This is a genomic window from Bradyrhizobium sp. SZCCHNR1098 (assembly GCF_032489375.1).
GTDB lineage: Bacteria > Pseudomonadota > Alphaproteobacteria > Rhizobiales > Xanthobacteraceae > Bradyrhizobium.
This window is the reverse complement of sequence record NZ_JAUEXY010000002.1, coordinates 779,341-802,116: the sequence shown is the minus strand read 5'-3', so window position 1 is coordinate 802,116 and position 22,776 is coordinate 779,341. Positions and strand designations below refer to the sequence as shown.

20 protein-coding genes are annotated in these 22,776 nt (G+C 65.5%); 5 read left to right on the top strand and 15 right to left on the bottom strand.

Annotated elements, in window-relative coordinates; translation table 11 throughout:
• Nucleotides 1-13: 13 nt before the first annotated feature.
• The 7 genes from ccoG to QX135_RS07885 all read right to left on the bottom strand — a co-directional run bounded on the left by ccoG (nt 14) and on the right by QX135_RS07885 (nt 6,573).
• The gene (gene ccoG / locus QX135_RS07915) at nt 14-1,495 is read right to left on the bottom strand and encodes a cytochrome c oxidase accessory protein CcoG (protein ID WP_316176710.1); all 1,482 of its coding nucleotides are present in this window, start codon (nt 1,493-1,495) and stop codon (nt 14-16) included.
• Nucleotides 1,496-1,608: 113 nt separating this feature from the next.
• Nucleotides 1,609-2,481 carry a cytochrome-c oxidase, cbb3-type subunit III gene (gene ccoP / locus QX135_RS07910; protein WP_315737150.1) on the bottom strand — a complete coding sequence of 291 codons (873 nt, stop codon included), beginning with the start codon at nt 2,479-2,481 and terminating at the stop codon, nt 1,609-1,611.
• A 6-nt stretch (nt 2,482-2,487) separates the two neighbouring features.
• Complete coding sequence (locus tag QX135_RS07905) at nt 2,488-2,652, bottom strand: cbb3-type cytochrome c oxidase subunit 3 (protein ID WP_315715702.1); 165 nt, start codon at nt 2,650-2,652, stop codon at nt 2,488-2,490.
• A gap of 17 nt (nt 2,653-2,669) precedes the next feature.
• Nucleotides 2,670-3,404, bottom strand: a complete 735-nt coding sequence (gene ccoO / locus QX135_RS07900) for a cytochrome-c oxidase, cbb3-type subunit II (protein ID WP_315737149.1) — start codon at nt 3,402-3,404, stop codon at nt 2,670-2,672.
• Between the two features lie 10 nt (nt 3,405-3,414).
• On the bottom strand, nt 3,415-5,061 hold the full coding sequence (ccoN, locus tag QX135_RS07895; RefSeq protein ID WP_315737148.1) for a cytochrome-c oxidase, cbb3-type subunit I: 1,647 nt from the start codon (nt 5,059-5,061) through the stop codon (nt 3,415-3,417).
• Nucleotides 5,062-5,276: 215 nt separating this feature from the next.
• Complete coding sequence (locus QX135_RS07890; protein ID WP_315737147.1) at nt 5,277-5,702, bottom strand: HPP family protein; 426 nt, start codon at nt 5,700-5,702, stop codon at nt 5,277-5,279.
• Between the two features lie 37 nt (nt 5,703-5,739).
• The gene (locus QX135_RS07885) at nt 5,740-6,573 is read right to left on the bottom strand and encodes a universal stress protein (protein ID WP_315737146.1); all 834 of its coding nucleotides are present in this window, start codon (nt 6,571-6,573) and stop codon (nt 5,740-5,742) included.
• 271 nt (nt 6,574-6,844) lie between these two features.
• Here QX135_RS07885 and fixL point away from each other — a divergent pair, with 271 nt between their 5' ends.
• The 4 genes from fixL to QX135_RS07865 all read left to right on the top strand — a co-directional run bounded on the left by fixL (nt 6,845) and on the right by QX135_RS07865 (nt 10,253).
• Nucleotides 6,845-8,356: a sensor protein FixL gene (fixL, locus tag QX135_RS07880; RefSeq protein ID WP_410052010.1), complete on the top strand. Its 1,512-nt coding sequence runs from the start codon at nt 6,845-6,847 to the stop codon at nt 8,354-8,356.
• Nucleotides 8,349-8,966 (top strand): response regulator FixJ, encoded by a 618-nt coding sequence (gene fixJ, locus QX135_RS07875; RefSeq protein ID WP_315737145.1) that lies wholly within the window; start codon nt 8,349-8,351, stop codon nt 8,964-8,966. Before fixL ends, fixJ begins: the two co-directional genes overlap by 8 nt.
• A 77-nt stretch (nt 8,967-9,043) precedes the next feature.
• Nucleotides 9,044-9,448, top strand: coding sequence for a response regulator (locus QX135_RS07870; RefSeq protein ID WP_315737144.1), 405 nt, complete (start codon nt 9,044-9,046; stop codon nt 9,446-9,448).
• 112 nt (nt 9,449-9,560) lie between these two features.
• Nucleotides 9,561-10,253 (top strand): helix-turn-helix domain-containing protein, encoded by a 693-nt coding sequence (locus QX135_RS07865; RefSeq protein WP_315737706.1) that lies wholly within the window; start codon nt 9,561-9,563, stop codon nt 10,251-10,253.
• A 14-nt stretch (nt 10,254-10,267) separates the two neighbouring features.
• On the opposite strand, the gene QX135_RS07860 is transcribed toward QX135_RS07865, so the two are convergent.
• The 4 genes from QX135_RS07860 to QX135_RS07845 all read right to left on the bottom strand — a co-directional run bounded on the left by QX135_RS07860 (nt 10,268) and on the right by QX135_RS07845 (nt 16,240).
• The gene (locus QX135_RS07860) at nt 10,268-11,590 is read right to left on the bottom strand and encodes an MFS transporter (RefSeq protein WP_316176711.1); all 1,323 of its coding nucleotides are present in this window, start codon (nt 11,588-11,590) and stop codon (nt 10,268-10,270) included.
• A gap of 106 nt (nt 11,591-11,696) precedes the next feature.
• Complete coding sequence (locus QX135_RS07855) at nt 11,697-12,155, bottom strand: PRC-barrel domain-containing protein (protein ID WP_315737142.1); 459 nt, start codon at nt 12,153-12,155, stop codon at nt 11,697-11,699.
• A 47-nt stretch (nt 12,156-12,202) separates the two neighbouring features.
• On the bottom strand, nt 12,203-14,404 hold the full coding sequence (locus QX135_RS07850; RefSeq protein WP_315737141.1) for an amylo-alpha-1,6-glucosidase: 2,202 nt from the start codon (nt 14,402-14,404) through the stop codon (nt 12,203-12,205).
• 72 nt (nt 14,405-14,476) lie between these two features.
• Nucleotides 14,477-16,240, bottom strand: a complete 1,764-nt coding sequence (locus QX135_RS07845; RefSeq protein WP_315779511.1) for an ABC transporter ATP-binding protein — start codon at nt 16,238-16,240, stop codon at nt 14,477-14,479.
• A 292-nt stretch (nt 16,241-16,532) separates the two neighbouring features.
• Between QX135_RS07845 and QX135_RS07840 the strand changes: the two genes are divergently transcribed.
• The gene (locus QX135_RS07840; protein ID WP_316176712.1) at nt 16,533-17,603 is read left to right on the top strand and encodes a glycosyltransferase family 4 protein; all 1,071 of its coding nucleotides are present in this window, start codon (nt 16,533-16,535) and stop codon (nt 17,601-17,603) included.
• A 44-nt stretch (nt 17,604-17,647) separates the two neighbouring features.
• Here the strand turns inward: QX135_RS07840 and QX135_RS07835 are convergent, their stop codons facing one another.
• The 4 genes from QX135_RS07835 to QX135_RS07820 form a co-directional block, all read right to left on the bottom strand.
• The gene (locus tag QX135_RS07835; RefSeq protein WP_316176713.1) at nt 17,648-19,591 is read right to left on the bottom strand and encodes an alkyl/aryl-sulfatase; all 1,944 of its coding nucleotides are present in this window, start codon (nt 19,589-19,591) and stop codon (nt 17,648-17,650) included.
• An 82-nt stretch (nt 19,592-19,673) separates the two neighbouring features.
• Nucleotides 19,674-20,939 (bottom strand): adenosylmethionine--8-amino-7-oxononanoate transaminase, encoded by a 1,266-nt coding sequence (locus QX135_RS07830; RefSeq protein ID WP_315799021.1) that lies wholly within the window; start codon nt 20,937-20,939, stop codon nt 19,674-19,676.
• The gene (gene bioD, locus QX135_RS07825; RefSeq protein WP_316176714.1) at nt 20,936-21,568 is read right to left on the bottom strand and encodes a dethiobiotin synthase; all 633 of its coding nucleotides are present in this window, start codon (nt 21,566-21,568) and stop codon (nt 20,936-20,938) included. Before bioD ends, QX135_RS07830 begins: the two co-directional genes overlap by 4 nt.
• Entirely contained in the window at nt 21,565-22,710 is a 1,146-nt protein-coding gene (locus QX135_RS07820; protein WP_316177253.1) for an 8-amino-7-oxononanoate synthase, read from the bottom strand. Before QX135_RS07820 ends, bioD begins: the two co-directional genes overlap by 4 nt.
• Nucleotides 22,711-22,776: the final 66 nt, after the last annotated feature.

Genomic DNA, 22,776 nt, shown 5'->3' with positions numbered 1-22,776 from the left:
ACAGGCTCCTAGCTTACGGGCTGACGAAATTGTCGGTGGCGGAGGCGACGATGCCAAGACCGATATCCGTCACGTGGAACTTCACCGGGATGGACTTCGCAGGATTGCTCTCCTCGGGCGCGGTCACCAGGAGGCGCAGCTCCTCGGTCTGGTCGCGGCCGACCACGATCATCGGTCGGTCCGGCGTGACGGAGTCGGCTCCGACGACGTGAACGGTCGAATTGACGGGACCCTCGATGTCGATGGCGATGACGCGATCGAAGCCGTGCTTATTGAGGACGCGCACCGTATAGGCATTGCGGATCGAGCCGTCGGATAGCTTGATCGCAATCGGATTGCGATCGTGCAGCACGTTGACCTCGAGCAGCGACCGGGTCGCGAGCTTGTAGGCCATGGCACCGCCGACCGCGGCGATGATCGCGGCATAGACGATGGTCCGCGGGCGCACGAGCTTGTAGATCGGCGGCTTGCCTTCCTGCCGGCGATGGATGTTGATGTCGTTGTCATAGCCGATCAGCCGCGTCGGGCGGCCGATCTTGGTCATGACGGTATCGCAGGCGTCGATACAGAGGCCGCACTGGATGCAGTCCATCTGGGCGCCGTCGCGGATGTCGATGCCGGTCGGGCACACCGCCACGCATTGCTTGCAATCGATGCAGTCGCCGGCCGGCTGGCCGAGCGCGCGCAATTCGGCGGCCTTCTTGACCGACATGCGGCTCTCGCCTCGGTCGTAGCGGTAGGTGACGTTGAGCGCCCATTCATCGGTCAGTGCCGCCTGGATGCGCGGCCACGGGCACATATACACGCAGACCTGCTCGCGCATGAAGCCGGCGAGCGTATAGGTCGTCGCGGTCAGGATCGCGATCCAGACATAGGCGAGCATCGGCCCCTGGAAGGTGATGAGATCCTTCACGAGCGTCGGCGCATCGCTGAAATACAGCACCCAGGCGCCGCCGGTCCACCACGCGATCATCAGCCAGATCGAATGCTTGAGCACGAGCTCCGAGATCCGCTCCAGTTTCATCGGGTCGTTGGAGGCATCCTTCTTCATGCGCTCCCGGCGGTCGCCCTCGATCAGGCGCTCCACCGCGTAGAACAGGTCGGTCCACACTGTCTGTGGGCACAGATAGCCGCACCAGATGCGGCCGCCGATCGCGTTCATCAGGAACAGGCCGATGGCGGCGATGATCAGGAGGCCGGTGAAGTAGTACACCTCCTGCGGCCATAGCTCGATGAAGAAGAAATAGAAGCGGTGGTTCGGGAAGTCGATCAGCACCGCCTGGTCGGGCGCGCCGAAGCCGCGATTCCAGCGCACGAACGGCAGGAAATAATAGACACCGAGACAGAAGCCCATCAGGCCCCATTTGATCCGGCGGAAGGTTCCTGAGACGCTCTGTGGATAGACCTTCTTGTGCGCGGCATAGAGCGGACCGTAATCGTCCACCGGCTGCAGGTCCTGAGGCTTCAGGTCGTCCGGTCTTACCGTCTGGTTCATGGCTGGCGGGTCATGGCTGGGGGATCTTCTCGCAGTTGCGGCCGAAGGTATTCCCACCTCCGGCCGCGCAGTTGATCCAGCTCAATTGAAGGAAAGGTTCCGTTGGATTTCCGTTACTTTCCTCCGCCCAGCGAGTGGACGTAGACGGCCATCGCCTTGATCGTGGTCGGGTCGAGACGGCCCTCCCAGGCCGGCATGACACCGGCGCGACCGTTGGTGATGGTCTCGATTAGGGTCACCTCGTCGGAACCGTAGAGCCAGATCTTGTCGGTCAGGTTCGGCGCCCCGAGGTCCGGATTGCCCTTGGCGTTGTCGCCATGGCAGGCCGCGCAGTTTTCGGCGAAGACCTTGGCGCCGGCCTTGGCGTCATAACCCGGCCGGGTCGGCAGGCCCGCCAGCTCCCGAACGTAGTTGGCGACCGTGACGATCTCCGCCGGCTTCAGGACACCGTCCTTGCCGAAGGCGAGCATCTGGCCCTCACGCGTCTTCGGGTGACCCGAGCGCACGCCGTACAGCAGGGTCTGCTGGATCTGCTCCAGCGAGCCGCCCCACAGCCAGTCGTCGTCGTTCAGGTTCGGGAAGCCCTTGGCGCCGGCCGCGCCGGTCCCGTGGCAGGCGGCGCAATTGTCGCCGAACACGGTCTTGCCCTTGGCACGCGCCAGGGCCAGCATCGCCGGATCCTTCTCGATGTCGGCGAGCGAGGCGGTCGCGAGCGCCGCCATCTTGGCGCCGCGGATCTTCTCGAGATTGGCAAGCTCGACCGCCACGTCCGCACGGGACGAGTAGCCGAACAGGCCCTGAGTGTTGCTGGAGATGGTCGGCCAGGCCGGATACACGATCCAGTAGCCGATCGCCCAGACGATGGTGATGTAGAAGGTGATCACCCACCACCGCGGCAGCGGGGTGTTGAGCTCCTTGATGCCGTCCCAGGCGTGGCCGGTGGTGGGGGTGCCGGAGACACTGTCGACTTCGGTATGGTCAGCCATGATGAATTAATCCTCCCGCAACGGCATGCTCGCCGCCTCGTCGAAAGCGGCCTTGTTGCGAGGCCAGAGGGCATAGGTCACGATCGCGATGAAGATCGCGACGAAGATCGGGGTCCACAGCGTCGTCACGAGTGACGACGCGATGTTTTCGACTGCAATGATGGGCTTCATGATGTTCGCCTCTGATCTCAGCGCAGATTGGCTTTTTCGTTGTAGATCTTGAAGTCGACCAAGGTGCCGAGCATTTGCAGGTACGCAACCAGCGCATCCATCTCGGTCGGAGCACCCGCCTTGCCGTCGAAGTTGCGCACCACCGCCTTCGGATAGCGTTTGGTGAGCGCCTCGGCACCGGCACCGTCCGGATCGACCTGCGCCTTGAGGTCGGTGGCGGCGTTGGCGATCTGGTCGTCGGTGTAGGGCACACCCACCGCCCGCAGCGTCTTCAGGTGATCGGCGACGTTGTCGGCGTTCAGCTCGGTCTCCTTCAGGAAGGGATAGCCGGGCATGATCGATTGCGGGACGATGGCGCGCGGGTTGGTCAGGTGGGTGACATGCCAGTCGTCGGAGTACTTGTTGCCAACGCGGGCGAGGTCAGGACCCGTACGCTTGGAGCCCCACTGGAACGGATGGTCGTACATGCTCTCCGCGGCGAGCGAGAAGTGGCCGTAGCGTTCCACTTCGTCGCGCAGCGGACGAACCATCTGCGAATGGCAGAGATAGCAGCCCTCGCGGACGTAGATGTTGCGGCCGGCCAGCTCGAGCGGCGTATAGGGACGCACGCCGTCGACCGCCTCGATCGTGCTCTTCAGGTAGAAGAGCGGAGTGATCTCGACGAGGCCGCCGATCGCGATCACCAGCAGGATGCCGATGACCAGGATGATCGAGTTTTTCTCGAAGACTTGGTGTCGTTGCCAGAAAGACATGGTTGATACCTCACTCCGCCGGCTGAAGGGCGACGGGCGACTGAACTTCTTCCTCACCGACACGGACCGTCATCCAGAGATTGTAGGCCATGATGAGTGAGCCGATCAGGAACAGCGCGCCACCGGCGGCACGGATGATGTAGAAGGGGTGCATCGCCTCGACGGTCTCGATGAACGAGTATTCGAGGAAGCCGAGCGCCGTGTAGGACCGCCACATCAGACCCTGCAGGATGCCCGAGACCCACATCGCGGAGATGTAGAGCACGATGCCCAGCGTGGCCGTCCAGAAGTGCCAGTTCACGAGCTTGAGGCTATAGAGACCCTTGCGGTTCCAGATCCACGGCACCAGGCAGTACAGCGCGCCGAAGGAGACGAAGCCGACCCAGCCGAGCGCACCGGAGTGCACGTGACCGATGGTCCAGTCGGTGTAATGGCTGAGCGAGTTGACCACCTTGATCGACATCATCGGACCTTCGAAGGTCGACATGCCGTAGAAGGCGACCGAGACGACCAGCATGCGCAGCACGGGGTCCGTCCGCAGCTTGTCCCACGCTCCCGACAGGGTCATCAGGCCGTTGATCATGCCGCCCCAGGAGGGCATCCACAGCATGATCGAGAAGGTCATGCCCAGGGTCTGCGTCCAGTCCGGCAGCGCCGTATAATGCAGATGGTGCGGGCCGGCCCAGATGTAGAGGAAGATCAGCGCCCAGAAGTGGATGATCGACAGCCGGTAGGAATAGACCGGCCGTTCCGCCCGCTTCGGGATGAAGTAGTACATGATGGCGAGGAAGCCGGCGGTCAGGAAGAAGCCGACCGCGTTGTGGCCATACCACCACTGGAACATCGCATCCTGCACGCCACCCCAGGCGATGTAGGACTTGGAGCCGAACAGCGACACCGGAAGCGCCGGGTTGTTGCCGAGGTGCAGAACCGCGATCGTGACGATGAAGGCAAGATAGAACCAGTTCGCCACGAAGATGTGCGGCTCCTTGCGCTTGATGATCGTCGTCAGGAAGACCAGCAGGTAGACCACCCAGACGATCGTCAGCCAAAGATCCGAGTACCATTCGGGCTCGGCGTACTCCTTGCCCTCGGTGACACCGAGCAGATAGCCTGTGCCCGCGATCAGGATGAAGAAGTTGTAGCCGATCACCACGAACCAGGGCGCAAGATCGCCGGCGAGGCGCACGCGGCAGGTCCGCTGCACGACGTAGAATGACGTCGCCAGCAGCACGTTGCCGCCGAAGGCGAAGATCACCGCCGAGGTATGCAGCGGCCGCAGGCGGCCGAAGCTGGTCCACGGCAGGTCGAAGTTCAGCGCGGGCCAGGCCAGTTGCGAGGCGATGATGAGGCCGACCGTGAAGCCGGCGATGCCCCAGAACATCGACATGAACGAGGCGAACTTGATCGGACCGAGATTGTAGTTCGGCCGACCATTGATCTCCTGTGGAGGCAGCTCGCCGCGCTCGAAGTAGCGGTTGAGGATGAAGAAGACGGACGCCGCGCTGGCGGCAGCCGCGAGCGAGGCGTGGAACGCGAAGGCCGTATCCAGTGCCTTCGCCGCAGCGAAGACGCACAGGAAGGCGGTGACGGCAAAAGTGAGCGACAAGCCACTTTCGCCGATGGTCATGGATTTTGTGGATGAGGACGCGCTCATGCGGAATCTCGCTGAAAGAACACGAGCCCAGCAACCACAATCGTTCACACGTGGAATTGATCGAAATCAACTTTGCGACCGGTTCGCCGGTAAACAGGCGGAGTGTTGCACGACGACGCGGTTTCGGTCGCAGACACGGCGACGGCCGGCATGCAGCGATGCATGCCGGCCGTCATTAGACGTTCGTAGCAGGCTTCGGACTCAGCGCGCCGCGCTCAATCCTTGGCGGCAGCCGCCAGCGCTCGCACGATGTCCTCGCGGGCGACGATCCCGACCACGCGGTTGTCGGCATCGGTCACGGGAAGGCTGCGGATGCGATGCTCGACCATCAGCTGCAGCACGCGCGTCAGCTTCGTATCCGGCCTGACGTAGATGAACTCGGACGTCATCACGTCGGCGACCGTCCGGTTCATCAGGTCGCTGTAGCGCGGCAGCATCTGATTCGGCGTGAAGGCAAAGCATTTCAGCACGTCGAACTTGGTGACGATGCCGATCACCTCGTCGTTCTCGACGACGGGGTAGGTGTTGAAATCGTCGCGGTCGAACATCTCGCCGAGCTCGCGGATCGTCGTCTCCCGGCTCACGGTCGTGACGTTGCGCGTCATGTAGTTGCCGGCGGTTTCCTCGAGAAATCTGTACAAGGCGGCAATCCTGTTCTCGGATGGAGCGGGTCGAATTTCAGTGCGACAGCAGAACGCAACGCTCACTGCGCGTCATCAGATGCTCGGTAACCCCGCCGAGCACGAGCTCGCGGAACCGGGAATGGCCATAGGCGCCGGCCACCACGAGGCCTGCCGAAAGATCGGCGGCGACGGCGTCGAGCGTGGCCACAACGTTCCGTCCCTGCCCCGGCTCCGCGACGCGCGCCGATGCGACGATCTTGTGACGGCCGAGCCATGCGACCACGTCCGCAAGACGCGCTGCGCAGGCGTCATATTCCGAGGTGTTCTCCAGGATCTCGACGACCACGACGCCGCTCGCCTTGGCGAGCAGCGGCAGGGCATCGGTCAGGGCCCGGCGCGCCTCCGATGTCTCCTTCCAGGCCACCAGCACGGTCCCAAGATCGAGCGAACTGGCGTTGTCCGGCACCACGAGCAGCGGGCGCCCGGCCTGCATGACGAGATCCTTGGGATTGGCGACCGCGAACGCATCGGACATCCCGGGCGGCACGCTGCCGGTGACGAGAATGTCGGCGGCACGGGCCTGCGCCAGCACATGGCGCGCGGGAAAATCTACAGCGCCGCGCCAGCTCAACGACGCAGCCCGGTCACCAACGGCGGTGCGGAACTGCTGTTCGAGCTCGGCCAGTCGATTCCGCAGCGCGGCCTCGCCCTGCTCGATCAGATCCTGCGCCTGCTCGCCGGTCGTGAAGTAGAGCGGCGGCGCGAATTCCGCAGCCGCCACGCCGATGACACCTGCGTCAAAGCGCGCCGCAAGGTCGGCCGCGACCTGAAGGCGGGCCTCATTCGGCTGACTGAGCGCAAGGCTCACCATCACAGTCGCGAACGTCATCCCGTCTCTCCAAACATTGCTTCCATGCAGCTCTTAGAGGTGAAATCACCTGCCGTGATGAGATAGATCAAGGTGCGGCGGTGAAGCACGGGCGGCAGGACACCGTTGGAACCCGGCCCAGGATCGGAGAAAGCCTTGAATTGTCGAACCAAAGTTTAAGTCGGGCCGGGTTGCAGGGGCGCAATCTGGTATAGGATACCGCGGTGGTCGGCCTCCCGGCTGCGGCGATAACGGCGAATCGAACAACGGCGAATCGATCAAAGGCTTCGAATTGCGCGGCTTCACCCAACCCTTCCCGGATGCATCCGCCAGACCCGACGACGCTCGGACGCTGGGCTTCGGCGCGTGGGATCTCGATCTGGCCTCGGGCGAGTTCTACTGGTCGGTGACGACGCGGAAGCTGTTCGGCGTGGCGGCCGACGAGCCGGTGACCTACGGCTCCTTCCTGGCGCTGCTGGCGCCCGAGGATCGCGCGCCGGTTGAGGCGGCGATCGAGGATTCGCGCCGTCAGAGCACCGGGTTCGACATGTCGTTCAAGATGTCCGGCAGCGGCCACTGGATTCGCGTGCTTGCCGGCGTGGTCCCCGACGAGGCCGGCACACCGCACCGTCTGCGCGGCATCGCCCTCGACATCGACCAGGAGAAGCGGCTGGAGGAGACGCTGCGGCTGCGCGAGCAGCATTTCCGCTCGATCCTGGACACCGTGCCGGACGCGATGATCGTGATCGACGGCAGCGGTACGATCCAGTTCTTCAGCTCCGCGGCGGAGCGCATGTTCGGCCTCACCGAGGTGGAGGCAGTCGGCCTCGACGTCAGTGAATTGATGCCCGAGCCGGACCGCTCCCGCCATGCCGGCTACCTCACCCGCTACCACGCCAGCCGCGAGCGCCGTATCATCGGCATCGGCCGTATCGTGACCGGCCGCCGCCGCGACGGCACGACATTCCCGATGCATCTGTCGATCGGCGAGATGCAGTCCGGCGGCAAGCCCTATTTCACCGGCTTCGCCCATGATCTCACCGAGCATCAGCAGACCCAGGCGCGGCTGCGCGAATTGCAGTCGGAGCTGGTCCACGTGTCGCGCCTCAGCGCCATGGGCGAGATGGCCTCGGCGCTGGCGCATGAGCTGAACCAGCCGCTCGCCGCGATCAGCAATTACATGAAAGGCTCGCGCCGGCTGCTGGCCGGCAGCGGCGATCCGAACACGCCCAAGATCGAGAGCGCGATGGACCGCGCCGCCGAGCAGGCGATTCGCGCCGGCCAGATCATCCGCCGTCTGCGCGACTTCGTCTCGCGCGGCGAATCGGAGAAGCGGGTCGAGAGCCTGTCGAAGCTGATCGAGGAAGCCGGCGCGCTCGGCCTTTCCGGAGCCCGCGAGCAGAACGTCCAGTTGCGCTTCCAGCTCAATCCGGAGGCCGACCTCGTGCTGGCCGACCGGGTCCAGATCCAGCAGGTCCTGGTCAATCTGTTCCGCAATGCGCTCGAGGCAATGTCTCATTCCGCCCGCCGCGAGCTCAGTGCGACAAATCGCAGACTCGGCGACGACTTGATCGAGGTCTCGGTCTCCGATACCGGAACGGGATTCCACGACGACGTCATGCCCAACCTCTTCAAGACCTTCTTCACCACCAAGGACACTGGAATGGGAGTCGGCCTCTCGATCAGCCGGTCCATCATCGAGGCCCACGGGGGGCGCATGTGGGCCGAGAACAACGAGGCGGGCGGAGCGACGTTCCGCTTCACCCTGCCGGCGGCCTCGACCAGGGTTGAGCACGATGGCTGAACGGGCCAAGGTCTATGTGATCGACGACGACGAGGCGATGCGGGATTCGCTCAACTTCCTGCTCGATTCATCAGGCTTCGACGTCACGCTGTTCGAGAACGCGGAGGTCTTCCTCGGCCGACTGCCGACGCTCCCTTTCGGCTGCGTCGTCTCGGACGTGCGGATGCCCGGCATCGACGGCATCGAGCTGCTCAAGCAAATGAAGGCCGCCGGCAGCAGCTTTCCGATCCTGGTGATGACCGGCCATGGCGACGTGCCGCTCGCGGTCGAGGCGATGAAGCTCGGCGCGGTCGATTTTCTGGAGAAGCCGTTCGAGGACGAGCGATTGGTTGCCATGATCGAAACGGCCATCCAGCAGGCAGAGCCGGCCGCGAAGAACGAATCGGTCACGCAGGATGTCCTGGCACGCGTCGCCAGCCTGAGCCCCCGGGAGCGACAGGTGATGGATGGACTGATGGCCGGGCTCTCCAACAAGCTGATCGCGCGCGAGTACGACATCAGTCCGCGCACCATCGAGGTCTACAGGGCCAACGTGATGACCAAGATGGGAGCGAACAGCCTCTCCGAGCTGGTGCGCCTGGCGATGCGCGCAGGCGCGCTGAAGGATTGAGCTAGATCAAGATACCTTGACAGAATCGAGTGTTATGTTGTGCCTCGGTTCAACATCACATTCTCGCGGCACGTGCGATGTCGGCTCACACAAAACTTACGGTCTACGTAGCCGACGACGATGCTGACGTCCTCGGCTCGTTGCGCTTCCTGCTGGAGGCTGACGGCTTCGACGTGCGCACGTTTCGCAGCGGCACCGCGCTGCTCAAGGCCTCCGACCACGCGCCCGTCGACTGCTTCGTGGTCGACTACAAGATGCCGGAGATCAACGGGGTCGAGCTCGCCGAACGGTTGCGTAAGCAGGGCGCCACCGCTCCGGTGGTGCTGATCACCGGCCATTACGATGACAGGCTTGCGGCGCGCGCGGCGGCCGTCGGGATCCAGGATTTCCTGCTCAAGCCGCTGCTCGACGACAATCTGGTGAAGCGGATCCGCAAAGCGATCGCCAACGACCATTCGGGTACCGCACAGCGCGTCTCCTGACCCGGCCGGCCTACGTATATCTACGTAAGGGGCCCCCCTTAAGATATCGCGCGAAATGTCCTTAACGGGAGCCGCCGTGTACCACATCGCCATCCGCCGCAAGGAGATGGTCATGCTCAATCAGTCGATTATCAATTCGGTCGTCAGCACCAACGTTCCCCACACCGTCCCCTCTCCTGCGGCCAATCCCTTTGCCGAGATCACCGGCCACACCGGGCTGATCGCCAGCGAGTTCTCGTACAAGAAGGACGAGGAGATCTATGGCGAGGATGAGCCGGCCGAGTACGTCTACCAGGTGATCTCCGGCGCGGTTCGCAGCTACAAGCTGCTCTCCGACGGCCGCCGCCAGATCGGCGCCTTCCATCTTCCAGGGGACGTTTTCGGCCTCGAATTCGGCTCCATGCACCGTCTCGCCGCCGAAGCCATCATCGACACCACCGTGCGCCTGGTGAAACGCCGCAGCCTCGAACAGGCCGCAGGCGTCGACGTCACGGTCGCCCGCAAGCTCTGGACCATGACGGCCGGCGATCTTCGCCATGCCGAGGACCACATGCTGCTGCTGGGCCGCAAGACCGCGATGGAGCGCGTCGCCACCTTCCTGCTCGAGATGGACCGCCGCCTCGCCGTCGCTGGCATGATGGCGCTGCCGATGTGCCGCCGCGATATCGGCGACTATCTCGGCCTGACCCTGGAGACCGTATCGCGCGCGCTGTCGCAGTTGCACAGCCAGGGCGTTCTCGGCTTCTCCGGTGCCCGCCAGATCGTGCTGCGCAACCGCCAGCGCCTGCGCAGCATGGACGCCTGAGGCGTTCTGCCCGTTCACGCCCTGCGCCGGCGGTGCCCGGTCTCGGGCATCAGCAGCGCGATCAGAAGAAGACCTGTCAGCGCCGCGCCCGACAGACCCATGAAGGCGGTGGCGCTGCCGTAGCGGTCGCTGGCGAAGCCGGCGACGACGGTGGACAGCGATCCGCCGATCCCCGACGCTGTCCCGACAATTCCCTGCGCCAGATTGAAATGCCCGCTGCCGAAGGCGACGTCGGCCACCGTCAGTGGAATCATGACGGCGAAGACGGCCGCGGTGACGCCGTCGAAGATCTGCACCGCCACCAGCATGTAGGGATCGTGCACGACCGCGAACAGCGCGCCGCGCATCGCGAGCGCGGCAAACCCCAACATCAGCAGCGGCCTACGGCCCCATTGCTGCGCCACCGCGCCGACCGAGGGCGAGGTCAGCGCCACGATCGCCTGCGGCACCACGATGCAGAACGCGATCAGCATCGGCGCCCATTCGCTCGATTTCGTCGTCACCACGCCGGCCATCAGCGGCAGCATCGCCGCATTGGCGAGTTGCAGCAGGAACACGCCGAGCGCAAAGACGAGCAGCGCGCGCTGACGCAGCAGGCCGAGCAGATTCGACAGCCGCGCGACCTCCTTGTCCTCGTGATCGGCCCGGCCGTGCGCCCGCGCGACATCGATCTCGCGCTCGCGGATTCGCGACAACGCGATCAGCGTCGGAAAGGCGAGAATGAAGGTGACCAAGAACACGGCGCGGCTGGACAGCAGATAGCCGCAGGTGCCCATCACGGCCGCGGCCACGCCATTGCCGAGCGACGCGAACCGCGCATTGCGGCCGAGCCGCTCCGCCATGCCGCGCGGACCGACCAGGCCGAGGCTGATCGCCGCGATCGCAGGTCCCAGCACGCAGCTCGCCGCCGCATGCAACGTTGCGGCAGCCGCGACCACGGGAAAGATCGGCCAAGCCGCATAGGCCAGCGCGCAGCCGCCGATGGCCGCGATGGCAAGGCCGGCGATGCGGCGCTCGGATCTGGCCGCATCGATGATCGCGCCGCCCGGCATCTGCCCGATCAGCCCGACGATGCCGCCGATCGACAGCACCAGACCGATCTGCGCCTGCGTCCATTTCTGCGTCGTCAGATAGACCGCGATGAAGGGACCGAAGCCGGTCTGCACGTCGGCCAGGAAGAAGATGAACCAGTCCAGCCCGCGCAGGCTCTGCCGCGACGGCGCTGGTCTTGAAGTCTGGCCATGATCCTCCCCGGCATCCGGACGCACGCCCGCCTCTGCCGCGCCGTCAGGCTCGGGCTCCCGGTCAGGCGATCTCGACGGCCGTGCAATCGGCATGGCTCTCACATCTCAACTCATCTCAACTCATGAGGCTGACGGGACAGAACATCCCCACCGTGTTCCGCTGCACGCGCAGGCCGGACCGGCAATCTCACGCTTCAACTCAATGATCGAAATCCCAGGGTGACAGCTTGCCGGACGCGCCGAGCACGACGACGGGCTTGTCCTCCTTGTATTCGGGCGCGGCCTTCACCTGCTCCTTGGTGAGGTCGAGCGTGACCTGGTCGCTCTTCTCGGCGATGTGCTTGAAATCGAGCGCGGTCCAGTCGACCACGATCTTGCGGCTGCCGACGCCGAGGAAGCCGCCGAAATCGATCACCGCGGCGCGCACCGTGCCGGTGAGATCGACGATGACGTCGACGATGTGGCCCATGTCCTCGCCGGTCGAGCTGCGCACGTCGCGACCGAGCACGCCATGCGCATCGCGCGCGCCGAGGATCGTGACCGAAGGGGGTGGTGCCGGCTCTTTCGCGGGCGCCGCCGCATCCTTGGCGGGCGGTGTCGGCGACGGCTGCTGCGCATGCCCATGAGTCGCATGCAGACCGATCAGCAGCGGCAGCATGAGGAGGCAGCTGCGAGCAGCTCGGCGGAGGGCGTGTTTCAGCGTCATCATTGCGCCAGCACCAGCGAGACCTGGATCTGACCGCGCCGCCGCAGCACCTCCATGGAGATGTCCTCGCCATGGCGGCGAATCCGCAGGTCGATCGTCGAGTTGCCGAGCCTGAGATCGCGCAGCACCACCCAGTCCAGGAACGCCGGCAGCCGCGGATTGCGCAGGCGGATCTCGCCGCGCGCGGCGTCGAACTCGAGCCCGAGCGCCGCTTCAAGCAAGGTGAATGGGGTTGCGCTGGCCCAGGCCTGCGGCGCGCAGGCCACCGGATAGAGCGTCGGGCCGCGATGCTTCTCGCGCCGGAAGCCGCAGAACAGCTCCGGCAGCCGGCGCAGATCCATGTAGGACGCTGCTTCGAACAGGCCGCCGAACACCTGCTCGACGGCATGCTTCAGGCCATAACGCGACAGGCCGAGCGCAATCAGCGCATTGTCGTGCGGCCAGATCGATCCGTCGTGATAGGACATCGGATTGTAGCGCGGCTCGCCGCAGGCGACGGTGCGGATGCCCCAGCCCGAGAAGAAATGCGGCCGCAGCAGTTCGGCGGCAAGCTTGCGGGCGCGATCCTCGCGCACCATGCCGCTGAACAGCAGCTGCCCGGCGTTGGACGTCCGGACGCGGCAGGGCTGCTTGTGGCCGTCGAGCGCGAGCGCATAGGTGTTCAGATCCTCGCACCAGAAGGCGTCCTCGAACCGTTCCGCGAGATCAGCGGCCTCGGCCTGGAGCCGGTCCGCCATCTCGGCCTTGCCGAGCCGACGGGCGCAACGCGCCGCCAGCTGCTTGCCGGCAAAGACATAGCCCTGCACCTCCGCAAGCGCGATGTAACCTTCCGCGAGACGTCCATCGGCATGGAACACCGCGTCGTAGGAGTCCTTCCAGCCCTGGTTGGCGAGACCCTGCTCGGAGGCGCGTTGATATTCCACGAAGCCATCGCGATCGGGATCGCCGGGGCCGTCGATCCAGCGCAACGCCAGCTCGATCGCCGGCCATAGCTCCCTCAGGGTGTCGATGTCGCCGGTGCGCTCGATATAGAGGCCGGCGAGCAGCACGAACAGCGGCGTGGAATCGACGCTGCCATAATAGCAGCCGAACGGCACCTCACGCAGCGCCGCCATCTCGCCGCCGCGCATCTCGTGCAGGATCTTGCCGGGCTCGGCATCGGACAGCGGATCGGTCGTGCGCGCCTGATGCACGGCGAGCCGGCGCAGGACGCCGCGGGCAATGCGCGGATCGACCCACAGCATCTGCAGCGCGGTGATCAGCCCGTCGCGACCGAATGTCGTCGAATACCAGGGAATGCCGGCATAGGGATAACGCCCCTCCGGCGTATCCGTCATCAGGATGTTCAGATCGGCCGCTGCCTGGCACAGCACCTCGTTGAGGATGTCGTTGGAGGTCTCGATGCTGGCGGCGCCAACGGTGCATCGGCGCATCTCTCGGCGATGGGCGAGCAGGCTGCGGAAGAAGCGCCGGGGCCGCTCGCCGGCCTTGGCGTTGCACATCACGGCCACGAACAGCGAGGCCGATTCCTGCGGGGCAAGATCGAAATGATAGGTTGCGGCATTGACGGTGAGATGCGTCGGACGCGGATCGAAGCTCACGTCGGTGGTGCGCAGGACGTTGTCCAGGCCGCGATAGCGCAGGACGACCTCGGACGGGTCCACCAGGCGGCTCGCGCTGATGCCGCGCCGCGGCCGCACGGTGCCTCGCACCTCGAAAAGGTCGGCAAAATCATTGTCGAATGTCAGCTTGAGATCGAAGCTGGCCTGGCGATCGCCATGGTTCTGCAGCCCGATGCGCTGATAGGCCGTGCCATGCCACAGAAAGATCGTGCGCACGATGTGCAGCATATCCTTCGGCAGCACCAGGCGGCCCTGGCTGTAGATGTCGGGATTGGTGAGATCGACGGTCAGCGCGGAGTTGTCGTCGCGCAGGCTCGAGCCGAGCAGCAGGGGCTGAACGTCGTCCAGCGTCAATTCGAGCCGCGCGAGATAGCGCGTATCAGCGTTGAAGAGACCGTCCGGTCCGCCGGCCGAGGCGCCGATGTCGCCGTGGCCGTCGAGGACGATAAACGTATCGTCGTGCTTGAGCGAGCGCCGCGGCCGGGACGCCGGCCCCGTCATGGGAATATAGAACGGCTGCTCCGCGGGCTCGTCCGTCTGGGTGATCGACGACAGTGTGCTTGCGACTTCGGCGGACATGTTGGCCTCATGCGATGTTGAAGTGCCCAGACAACCGAGAGTGCACGTTCTCGACGCGACCCGACGCTACGATCAAGCGGCGAACTTGGCGAGCCGGTTCATCTCCTGGGTCACGAGATCCCGATACGGGCCCTCGTCCTGCATCAGCCGGTCGGGCGCGCCGTCCTCGATGATCCTGCCCGATTTCAGCACCACCACGCGGTCAAAATTCCGCAAGGTCGCGAGCCGATGCGCGATCGCGATGACGGTGCGGCCGCGCATCAGCCGACTCAACGCCTCGCGGATGGCCTCCTCGGACTCGCTGTCGAGCGCAGCCGTGGCCTCGTCGAGCAGCAGGATCGGCGCGTCCTTGAGGAACGCCCGCGCGATCGCGATGCGCTGGCGCTGCCCGCCCGACAGCTTGACGCCGCGATCCCCGACCATCGTCTGCAGTCCTTCCGGCAGTGTCTCGACGAAGTCGCAGCGCGCCGCGATCGCCGCCCGTAACACCTCGTCGTCGGTCGCACTCGGACGTCCGTAGCGAATGTTCTCCAGAATGGAGCGATGGAACAGCGAGATGTCCTGCGGAACCACCGAGATCGCCTCACGCAGGCTCTGCTGGGTGACCTTGGCGATGTCCTGACCATCGATCCTGATGTGCCCGGCTTGCGGATCATAGAACCGTTGCAGCAGCGTGAACAGGCTCGACTTGCCGCCGCCGGACTGTCCGACCAGGCCCACGCGCTGGCCCGGCTGCAGGCGCAGCGTGAAATTGTCGAACAGCTTGTCGCCGCCTGGATAGTGGAAGGTGATGTTGTCGAAGGCGATGGCCGCACCGCTCTTGACCAGCGGCTCGGCCTCGGGGTGATCGCGCAGCTCGTGCGGCTGCAGCAGGGTCGCGATCGCCTCGCTCATGCGCGCGACGTGCTGGGTGACGTCGACCAGCGCCACCGCCAGATCGCGCGTCGCGTTGAGAATGCAGAGGCCGAGCGTGCAGACCAGCACGACGTCGCCCGTCGTCGCCCCGCCCCGCTGCCACAGCGAGATCGCCCACGCCATCAGCGCGACCGTCAGCACGATCGTGACCGTCGCGTGCAGAATGCGCAGCTTCTCGAGGTAGCGAAGACTGCGCCCGCGCGCCTCGAGCTCCCGGTCGACGGTCGCATCGAATCGGTCGTGCTCGTGGCGCAGGCCGCAGAACGCGCGCACCAGCGGCATGTTCGAGATCACGTCGACCATCTCGCCGTCGACCATGGCCGCCTTGTCGGCGAAATCGTCATGCAGCGGCTTGCCGGCGGCCGCCAGACGGAACATCGCCGCCACCATCATCGCCGCGATCAGCAGCAGGCCGATGGCCATCGGGCCGCTCACGGTTCCGATCAGACAGATCGCCGCGACGGTGGCGAGGCATGGCGGCAAGACGTTCCAGACGAACATGTTCTCGACGGTGAACACGGCGTTCGACGTCGCCGTGATGCGGCTCGACAACATGCCGGGCAAACGGTCGCCGAAATAGCTCGGCGAATGCCCGGTGAGATGACGGAAGATGTCGCGCCGGAGATCTCCGGTGACACGGACGAAGGTGAAGCTCGCGATCCAGCTGGCGACGCGCCACAGAATGTTGTCGGTCGCGATCAGCGCCATCAGCAGCACGAACGCGGCCCAGACGTTGCCGCCCCCCGCAGGCCCGGCGGAGAGGCTGTCGACGAGGGATTTCACGCCATATTGCGTGCCTACCGAACAGGCAACCGCACCGATGACGGCCATCAGGATCACGAGATGGGCGGTGGGACGCTTGCGCAGATAGCGCATCACGAAGGGAAAGGGTCGGTGCGCGTAGCCTGAAAGCTGATCCATGGTCTTCCCCTTGATGAGCGAGGTCGTGGCGACACCTGATGGGGCCAGATGAACGATGAACCATTTCTCCGGTTCCGTGCGCCTTCGCAGCGCAACCCTGCCCTCCGGTGATGCCGCGGCGGGCAGCGTTGGAGAGCGGGGATGGCATCAATGAGACGGCGCGGAACACGTTGTGTCGAAGAAAGAGTGATCGCGTGAATGGAACTTCGCACATGCGACAACGTTCCCGCTGTGGCAGTGCCGGCGCCATTGGGGATTCATCCATGATCGGTCACGAACAGGAGACGACGAGATGCGCATTGCGCAAATAGCTCCATTGACGGAGGCCGTGCCTCCGAAGCTCTACGGCGGCACTGAGCGGGTCGTTCATTGGTTGACCGAAGAGCTCGTTGCCCTCGGACACGACGTCACCCTGTTCGCCAGCGGCGATTCTCAGACCTCGGCGAAGCTCTCTCCGACATGGCCGAGAGCTCTGCGCCTCGACGGATCGGTGAGGGATCCGAACGCGCTGCACATGGTGATGCTCGAAAACGTCCGGCAGCAATGCGACGACGAACAGTTCGACATTCTGCACTTCCACCTCGACTACTACCCGTTCTCCCTGTTCCACCGGCAACCCACACCTTTCCTGACCACCTTGCACGGCAGGCTCGATCTTCCGGAGCACCAGCCGGTGTTTTCGGTCTTCAAGGATGTTCCCGTCGTCTCGATCTCGGACTCACAGCGCCGGCCGGTGCCGAATGCGAACTGGGTGCGCACCGTGCTGCATGGACTGCCCGCAACGCTCCTGATGCCCAAGCCGGTGACGCCGAGCTATCTCGCCGTGCTCGGACGCATCGCCCCGGAAAAGGGTGTCGACCGTGCCATCAAGATCGCCATACGCTGCGGGATTCCGCTGAAGATCGCGGCCAAGGTCGATCGCGCTGACCAAGATTATTACGAACAGACGATCCGTCCCTTGATCCACGACAATCCGCTCGTCGAGTTCATTGGCGAGATCGGCGATCGTGAGAAGCCGGAGTTCCTGTCTGGCGCGCTCGGACTGCTGTTGCCGATCGATTGGCCGGAGCCGTTCGGCCTCGTGATGATCGAATCGATGGCCTGCGGCACGCCCGTGATCGCCTACAACCGCGGCTCGGTTCCAGAAGTGATCGACGACGGCGTGACCGGCTTCATCGTCGAGGACGAGCTCAGCGCGGTCGCGGCCGTCAATCGCCTGCCCGACCTGAGCCGCGCCCGCGTGCGCGAGCAGTTCGAGCGCCGCTTCACCGCGCGCCGCATGGCGCTCGATTATCTCGCCGCGTATCGCAGCCTGATCGACATCGCGAAGCCGCGCATCCGGCTGGTCAGCAGCGCCGAATAGCACGAGGAGGCCGGGCAAGTCGGCAGCCCGGCCTCCGCCTCAACTCAGGTCACGGCGCCTCGCTTCGGCTCGACGATCTCGAACATGCGCGGGAACTCATCCATCAGCGACATCAGCTCGGCCAGCCGCATCGGATTGCCCGCGAAGCTGATCTTTCCGGCGGCGACCGCTTCCGGAAAGCTCGTGGCCTTGGCAATGACCGCATCAAGCGTCGAACGCGCCAGCGTGAACCCCGCATCGGCGGTCGACGCCTGCACGCCGACCGCATAGGTCAGCGCACAATTCTGCAAGGTGAGCACGAAGCGCTCGCCGGTGTCGGTGAACGTCCAGTTCAGCACGATGTGCTTGCCCTCCGCCTTGGGCCCGTTCAGCCTGACCCCGAGCACGTCCCATAGCTGCTCGGTGCGCAGCGCCGCCAGCGTCTCGCGCGGCAGGCCGGGCCGGGCCGGAACCTCCGGCATACCCTGGCGCAGCTCCTGCGCGCCGAACAGATAGGCATTGCGCCAGGTCGCACTCTCGGCGGCATAGCCGAGCTGCTCCAGCGTGTCGGCCAGCAGCGCGCGCGCCTCGGCATTGTCCGGCTCGGCGAAGACGAGATGACCCACGGCCTGCGCGACGAAGCGGAATTCGCCGTTGGCAAAGTCCGCGCTCGCCCGCGCCAGCAGCGCCTCGGCCCCGCCCATATAGGAGACGTATTTCCGGCCGGCCTCGACCGGCGGCAGCGGATCGAGATTGACCGGATTGGCATCATACCAGCCGAGATATTTCTGGTAGATCGCCTTCACGTTGTGGCGGATGTGGCCGTAATAGCCGCGCGCATGCCATGCCCCTTCGAGGCTCCGGGGCAGCCTGATCTGCTCGGCGATCTCGCTTGCGGTCAGGCCATGATTCATCAGCCGCACCGTCTGGTCGTGGGCAAACTTGTAGAGGTCGCGCTGCTCGCGGATCATGCCGTCGACACGGCTCGCGCCCCATATCGGCCAATGATGCTGGCCGCACATCACCTCCGCCTTGCCGCCCCACAGTTGCAGCGCCTCGCCGAGATATTTCGACCACGCCAGCGCGTCGCGCACGTCGGCGCCGCGAAACGGCAGCAGGTTGTGGAAGTTGTGCGTGCAGTTCTCCGCGAGGTTCAGGAGCCCGTAGCGCGGCACGAAGAAATGCATCTCCGCCGGCGCCTCGCTGTTCGGCGCCATCTGGAATTCGAAGGTGAGACCGTCGATGGTCCTGGTGTCACCGGTCGCCATGATCAGGTCGGTCGGCCGCAACAGCGCAACGGCCCCCGCCGCCATGGTCTTGCCGAGCCCACAATCGACATGGCCCTTCGGACCCTTCGCGAGCAGCGGCCCGAACTGATATTGCGCCCGCCGCAGCATCGCGGGACCGGCGATGATGTTCTCGGAGACCGCATGCTCGATGAACAGGTTCGGCGCGATCAGCGGCACGCGGCCGCTGGCCAGGGCATCATCGTCGACCACGCCGCGCGCGCCGCCCCAATGATCGGTGTGGGTATGCGTGAACATCACCGCCGTGACCGGCCTGACGCCGCGGTGCTGGTAGTACAGCTCCAATGCAGCCTGCGCGCCCTCGATCGAGGTCAGCGTGTCGACCACGATCACGCCGCTGTCCCCCTCGATCAGCGTCATGTTGGCGATGTCGAGCCCACGCACCTGGTACACGCCGGGCACGACCTCGAACAGGCCGTGATGCATGTTGAGCTTCGCCTGCCGCCACAGACTGGGATTGACGGTCGGCGGCGCCTGCTCCGCATCAAGGAAGCCGTAGGGCGCGAGGCTCCAGACGGTGCGCCCCTGCGCCGTCGCCACCTTGGCCTGATCGATCGTGCCGAGAAAGCCGCGGGCGGCATCATCGAAATCGGCGGTGTCGCCGAACGGCAGCGCCTCCAGCAGAGCCTGCTGCGCCGCGCTCACGGCTGCGCTGGCCTCCTTGCACTCCTTGGTGCCATCTCCGCTGACCGGCGCGTTCATGACCGCTTCCTCCGCAACGACGTTGGCACGATGCTAGTGCGCGGGATCGCGGAGCGCAAATCTCGGTCCGCAGAACAGCCCCTCAGAGCACGTGATCGACGGCCTCGTCGATGGCGGCATAGACCGTCTCGACGTCCCCGGCGGTGACGCAGTAAGGCGGCATGACGTAGATCGTGTGGCCAAGCGGACGCAGCAGGACGTCGCGGTCGCGAAAGAAGGCTTGCAGCTTGGGGCCGACCTCGGCGAGGTAGCCAGGCTCGTCGGCGTGGAGATCGAGCGCGGTGATGGTGCCGCAGCGCCGCAGGTCGGCAAATCGCTCGTCGTAACGCAAGCGGTCGAGGCAACGCTCCTGCGCGGCCGCGACGGCGGCGATCCGGGCGCGCGTCTGCGGCTGCCGCAACAGCTCGAGATTGGCGCTCGCCGCCGCGCAGGCGATCGGATTGGCGGTGTAGGAGCTGGAGTGAAAGAACGTGCAGGCGCGGTCGGTCGAATAGTGCGCCTCGAAGATGGCGGGACTGCACAGCGTAACCGCAAGCGGCATCGCGCCTCCAGTCAGTCCTTTAGCGTAGCAGGCGATATCGGGGGCAATGTCCGCCTGCTCGCAGGCGAACAACGTGCCGGTGCGGCCCCAGCCGGTCATCACCTCGTCGGCGATGAACAGCACGCCGAACGCCTTGCAGATCCGGTGCATCTCGCGCAGCACCGCGGCCGGATACATCAGCATGCCGCCGGCGCCGAGCACCAAGGGCTCGACGATGAAGGCGGCCGGCCGGTCCTTCTCGCAAAATGTAGCGAGCGCATCCAGAGTCGCCTGTTCCCTGCCTTGCGCTGGAAACGGGACGACGGCGACGTCGAACAGCAGCGGCTCATAGGCCGCATTGAACACGCCGCGCGCGCCGACCGACATCGCGCCGATGGTGTCGCCGTGATAGGAATGCTGCATTACCACGATGCGCGTGCGCGACTCGCCGATGTTCCTGAAATAGCCGAGCGCCATCTTCAGCGCGACCTCGACGCTGGTGGCGCCGCTGTCGGAGAAGAACACGTGCGTGAGGCTCGGCGGCACCAGCGCGAGCAGCCCGGCGGCAACCTGCTCGGCCGGCTCATGGGTATGACCGGCGAAGATGACCTGATCCAGCCGCTCGGCCTGATCCTGGATCGCGCGCACGATATGCGGATGGCAATGGCCGTGCGTGACCACCCACCAGGACGCGATCGCATCGATGATCCGCCTGCCGTCGGCGGTGAAGAGATAGGCGCCCTCGCCGCGCGCGACCGGTGTCATCTCGGGCTGGAGGGCGTGCTGCGTGAAGGGATGCCAGATCGGCGAGGCTGCGTTGCGCGTCATCCTTCGAAATCCGTGCGCTGGAATTGAGTACCGAACACGTGCTGCAGTGATCGCGCCGTCAGCGGCGTGACCCAGGGCAAACGGCCGAGGCGCCTCACCTCGCCGAACCGGCAGATCGTATCTTCGTTGTCGTCGTGGCCGTCGCCGATGAAGGCGATGCCGAGCACGTCGATGCCGCGACTGCGCAGCGCCGCCAGCGACAGCAGCGAGTGATTGATCGTGCCGAGACTGGTGCGCGCGCAGAGCACGACCGGGAGCTGCCAGCGCGCGAAGACATCGAGATAGAGCGTTCCGGAATCGAGCGGCACCATGACCCCGCCGGCCCCCTCGATCACGACAGGCCGGCCGACGGCCTGCGGAGGACGGAGGCGGAGCGGATCGATACTGATGCCTGCGAGGCGCGCCGCGCGATGCGGCGAGGCCGGCTCGGCCAGCCGATAGGCTTCAGGCAACACGCGGTCGTCGGCGAGTTCGGCGAGCCGCTGGACACGGCGGGCATCCGTCTCCTCGGCAAGGCCGGCCTGGACCGGCTTCCAATAGCAGGCACCGAGCAGCGCCGTGAGGCCGGCGGCGAACACCGTCTTGCCGATCCCGGTGTCGGTCCCGGTGACCACGATGCGCAGCGTCATGGCCGCAGCCCTCCGATCTCGTCGGCGAGCGCATCGAGCAGCGCCGCGATGGCCGCCTCGTCGATATTCAAGGTCAGCGACAGCCTGAGCCGCGCCGTGCCCGGCGGCACCGTCGGCGGGCGGATGCCGCGGACGTCGAAGCCCCGCGCCTGCAGCGCGGCAGCCAGGTTCATCGCGCGCGCATTGTCGCCGACGATGCAGGGAATGATCTGCGACGGCGACCAGCTTTCACCGAAGCGCGCGGCGATCGCGCCATGGGCGAAGGCGACGAGCTGCGCCAGCCTCCGCTGCCGCTCCGGCTCTTCGCGCAGGATCGCAAGCGCTTCCGCCACCGCCACCGCCATCAGCGGCGACGGCGCCGTGCTGAAGACGAAGGGGCGGCAGCGATTGATCAGCGTGTCGCACAGCACGCGGCTTGCGGTGACCAGCGCGCCGGCGGCGCCCAACGCCTTGCCGCAGGTGTGAACGGTCACGATGCTCTCGCGTCCCTCGTAGGCTGCGGCAAGACCGCGGCCCTGCGCGCCAAGGACCCCGGTCGCATGGGCCTCGTCGATCAGCAGAAAGGCATCGTGGCGCTCGGCGATCGCGATCAAATCCGCCAGCGGCGCGAGATCGCCATCCATGCTGTAGAGGCTTTCGACGACGATCCAGGGCCGGCCCACCCCGCCGCCCCTGCGCCAGATCAGGATCGCGTCCTCGGCCGACTGGGCGTTGTTGTGGCTGAACTGGCACGTCTCGGCACGGCCGGCGCGCGCGCCTTCATGGGTGCTGGCATGAACCAGCGCATCGAGCACCAGCAGGTCGTCGCGCTGCGGCAGCGTGGTGAGCACGGCGAAGTTCGCCATGTAGCCGGAGCCGAAGAACAGCGCACTCTCGGCACCGAAGAAGCGCGCCGCTTCCGCCTCGAGCCATTCGTGCTCCTCGCAATTGCCTCGCAGCAGGCGCGAGCCGCCGGCACCGACCGGCGTGCCGGCCTCCATGGCCGCGGCGACCGCGCGCTTCATCCGCGGAGCCTGTGCGAGACCGAGATAGTCGTTGGAGGAGAAATCGAGACCGGCCCGTGGACTGAGGCGCCGCAACCGGTCATCGGCCGCGAGTCTCTGCAGACCGTCGGAATAGATCGCCAATCTGTCGGACGGCATAGACATGGCTCCGCTCTGTTTCGGTCAGCCGCAGGCGTGGACCGGCACGACAAGGCAGTTCCGTGG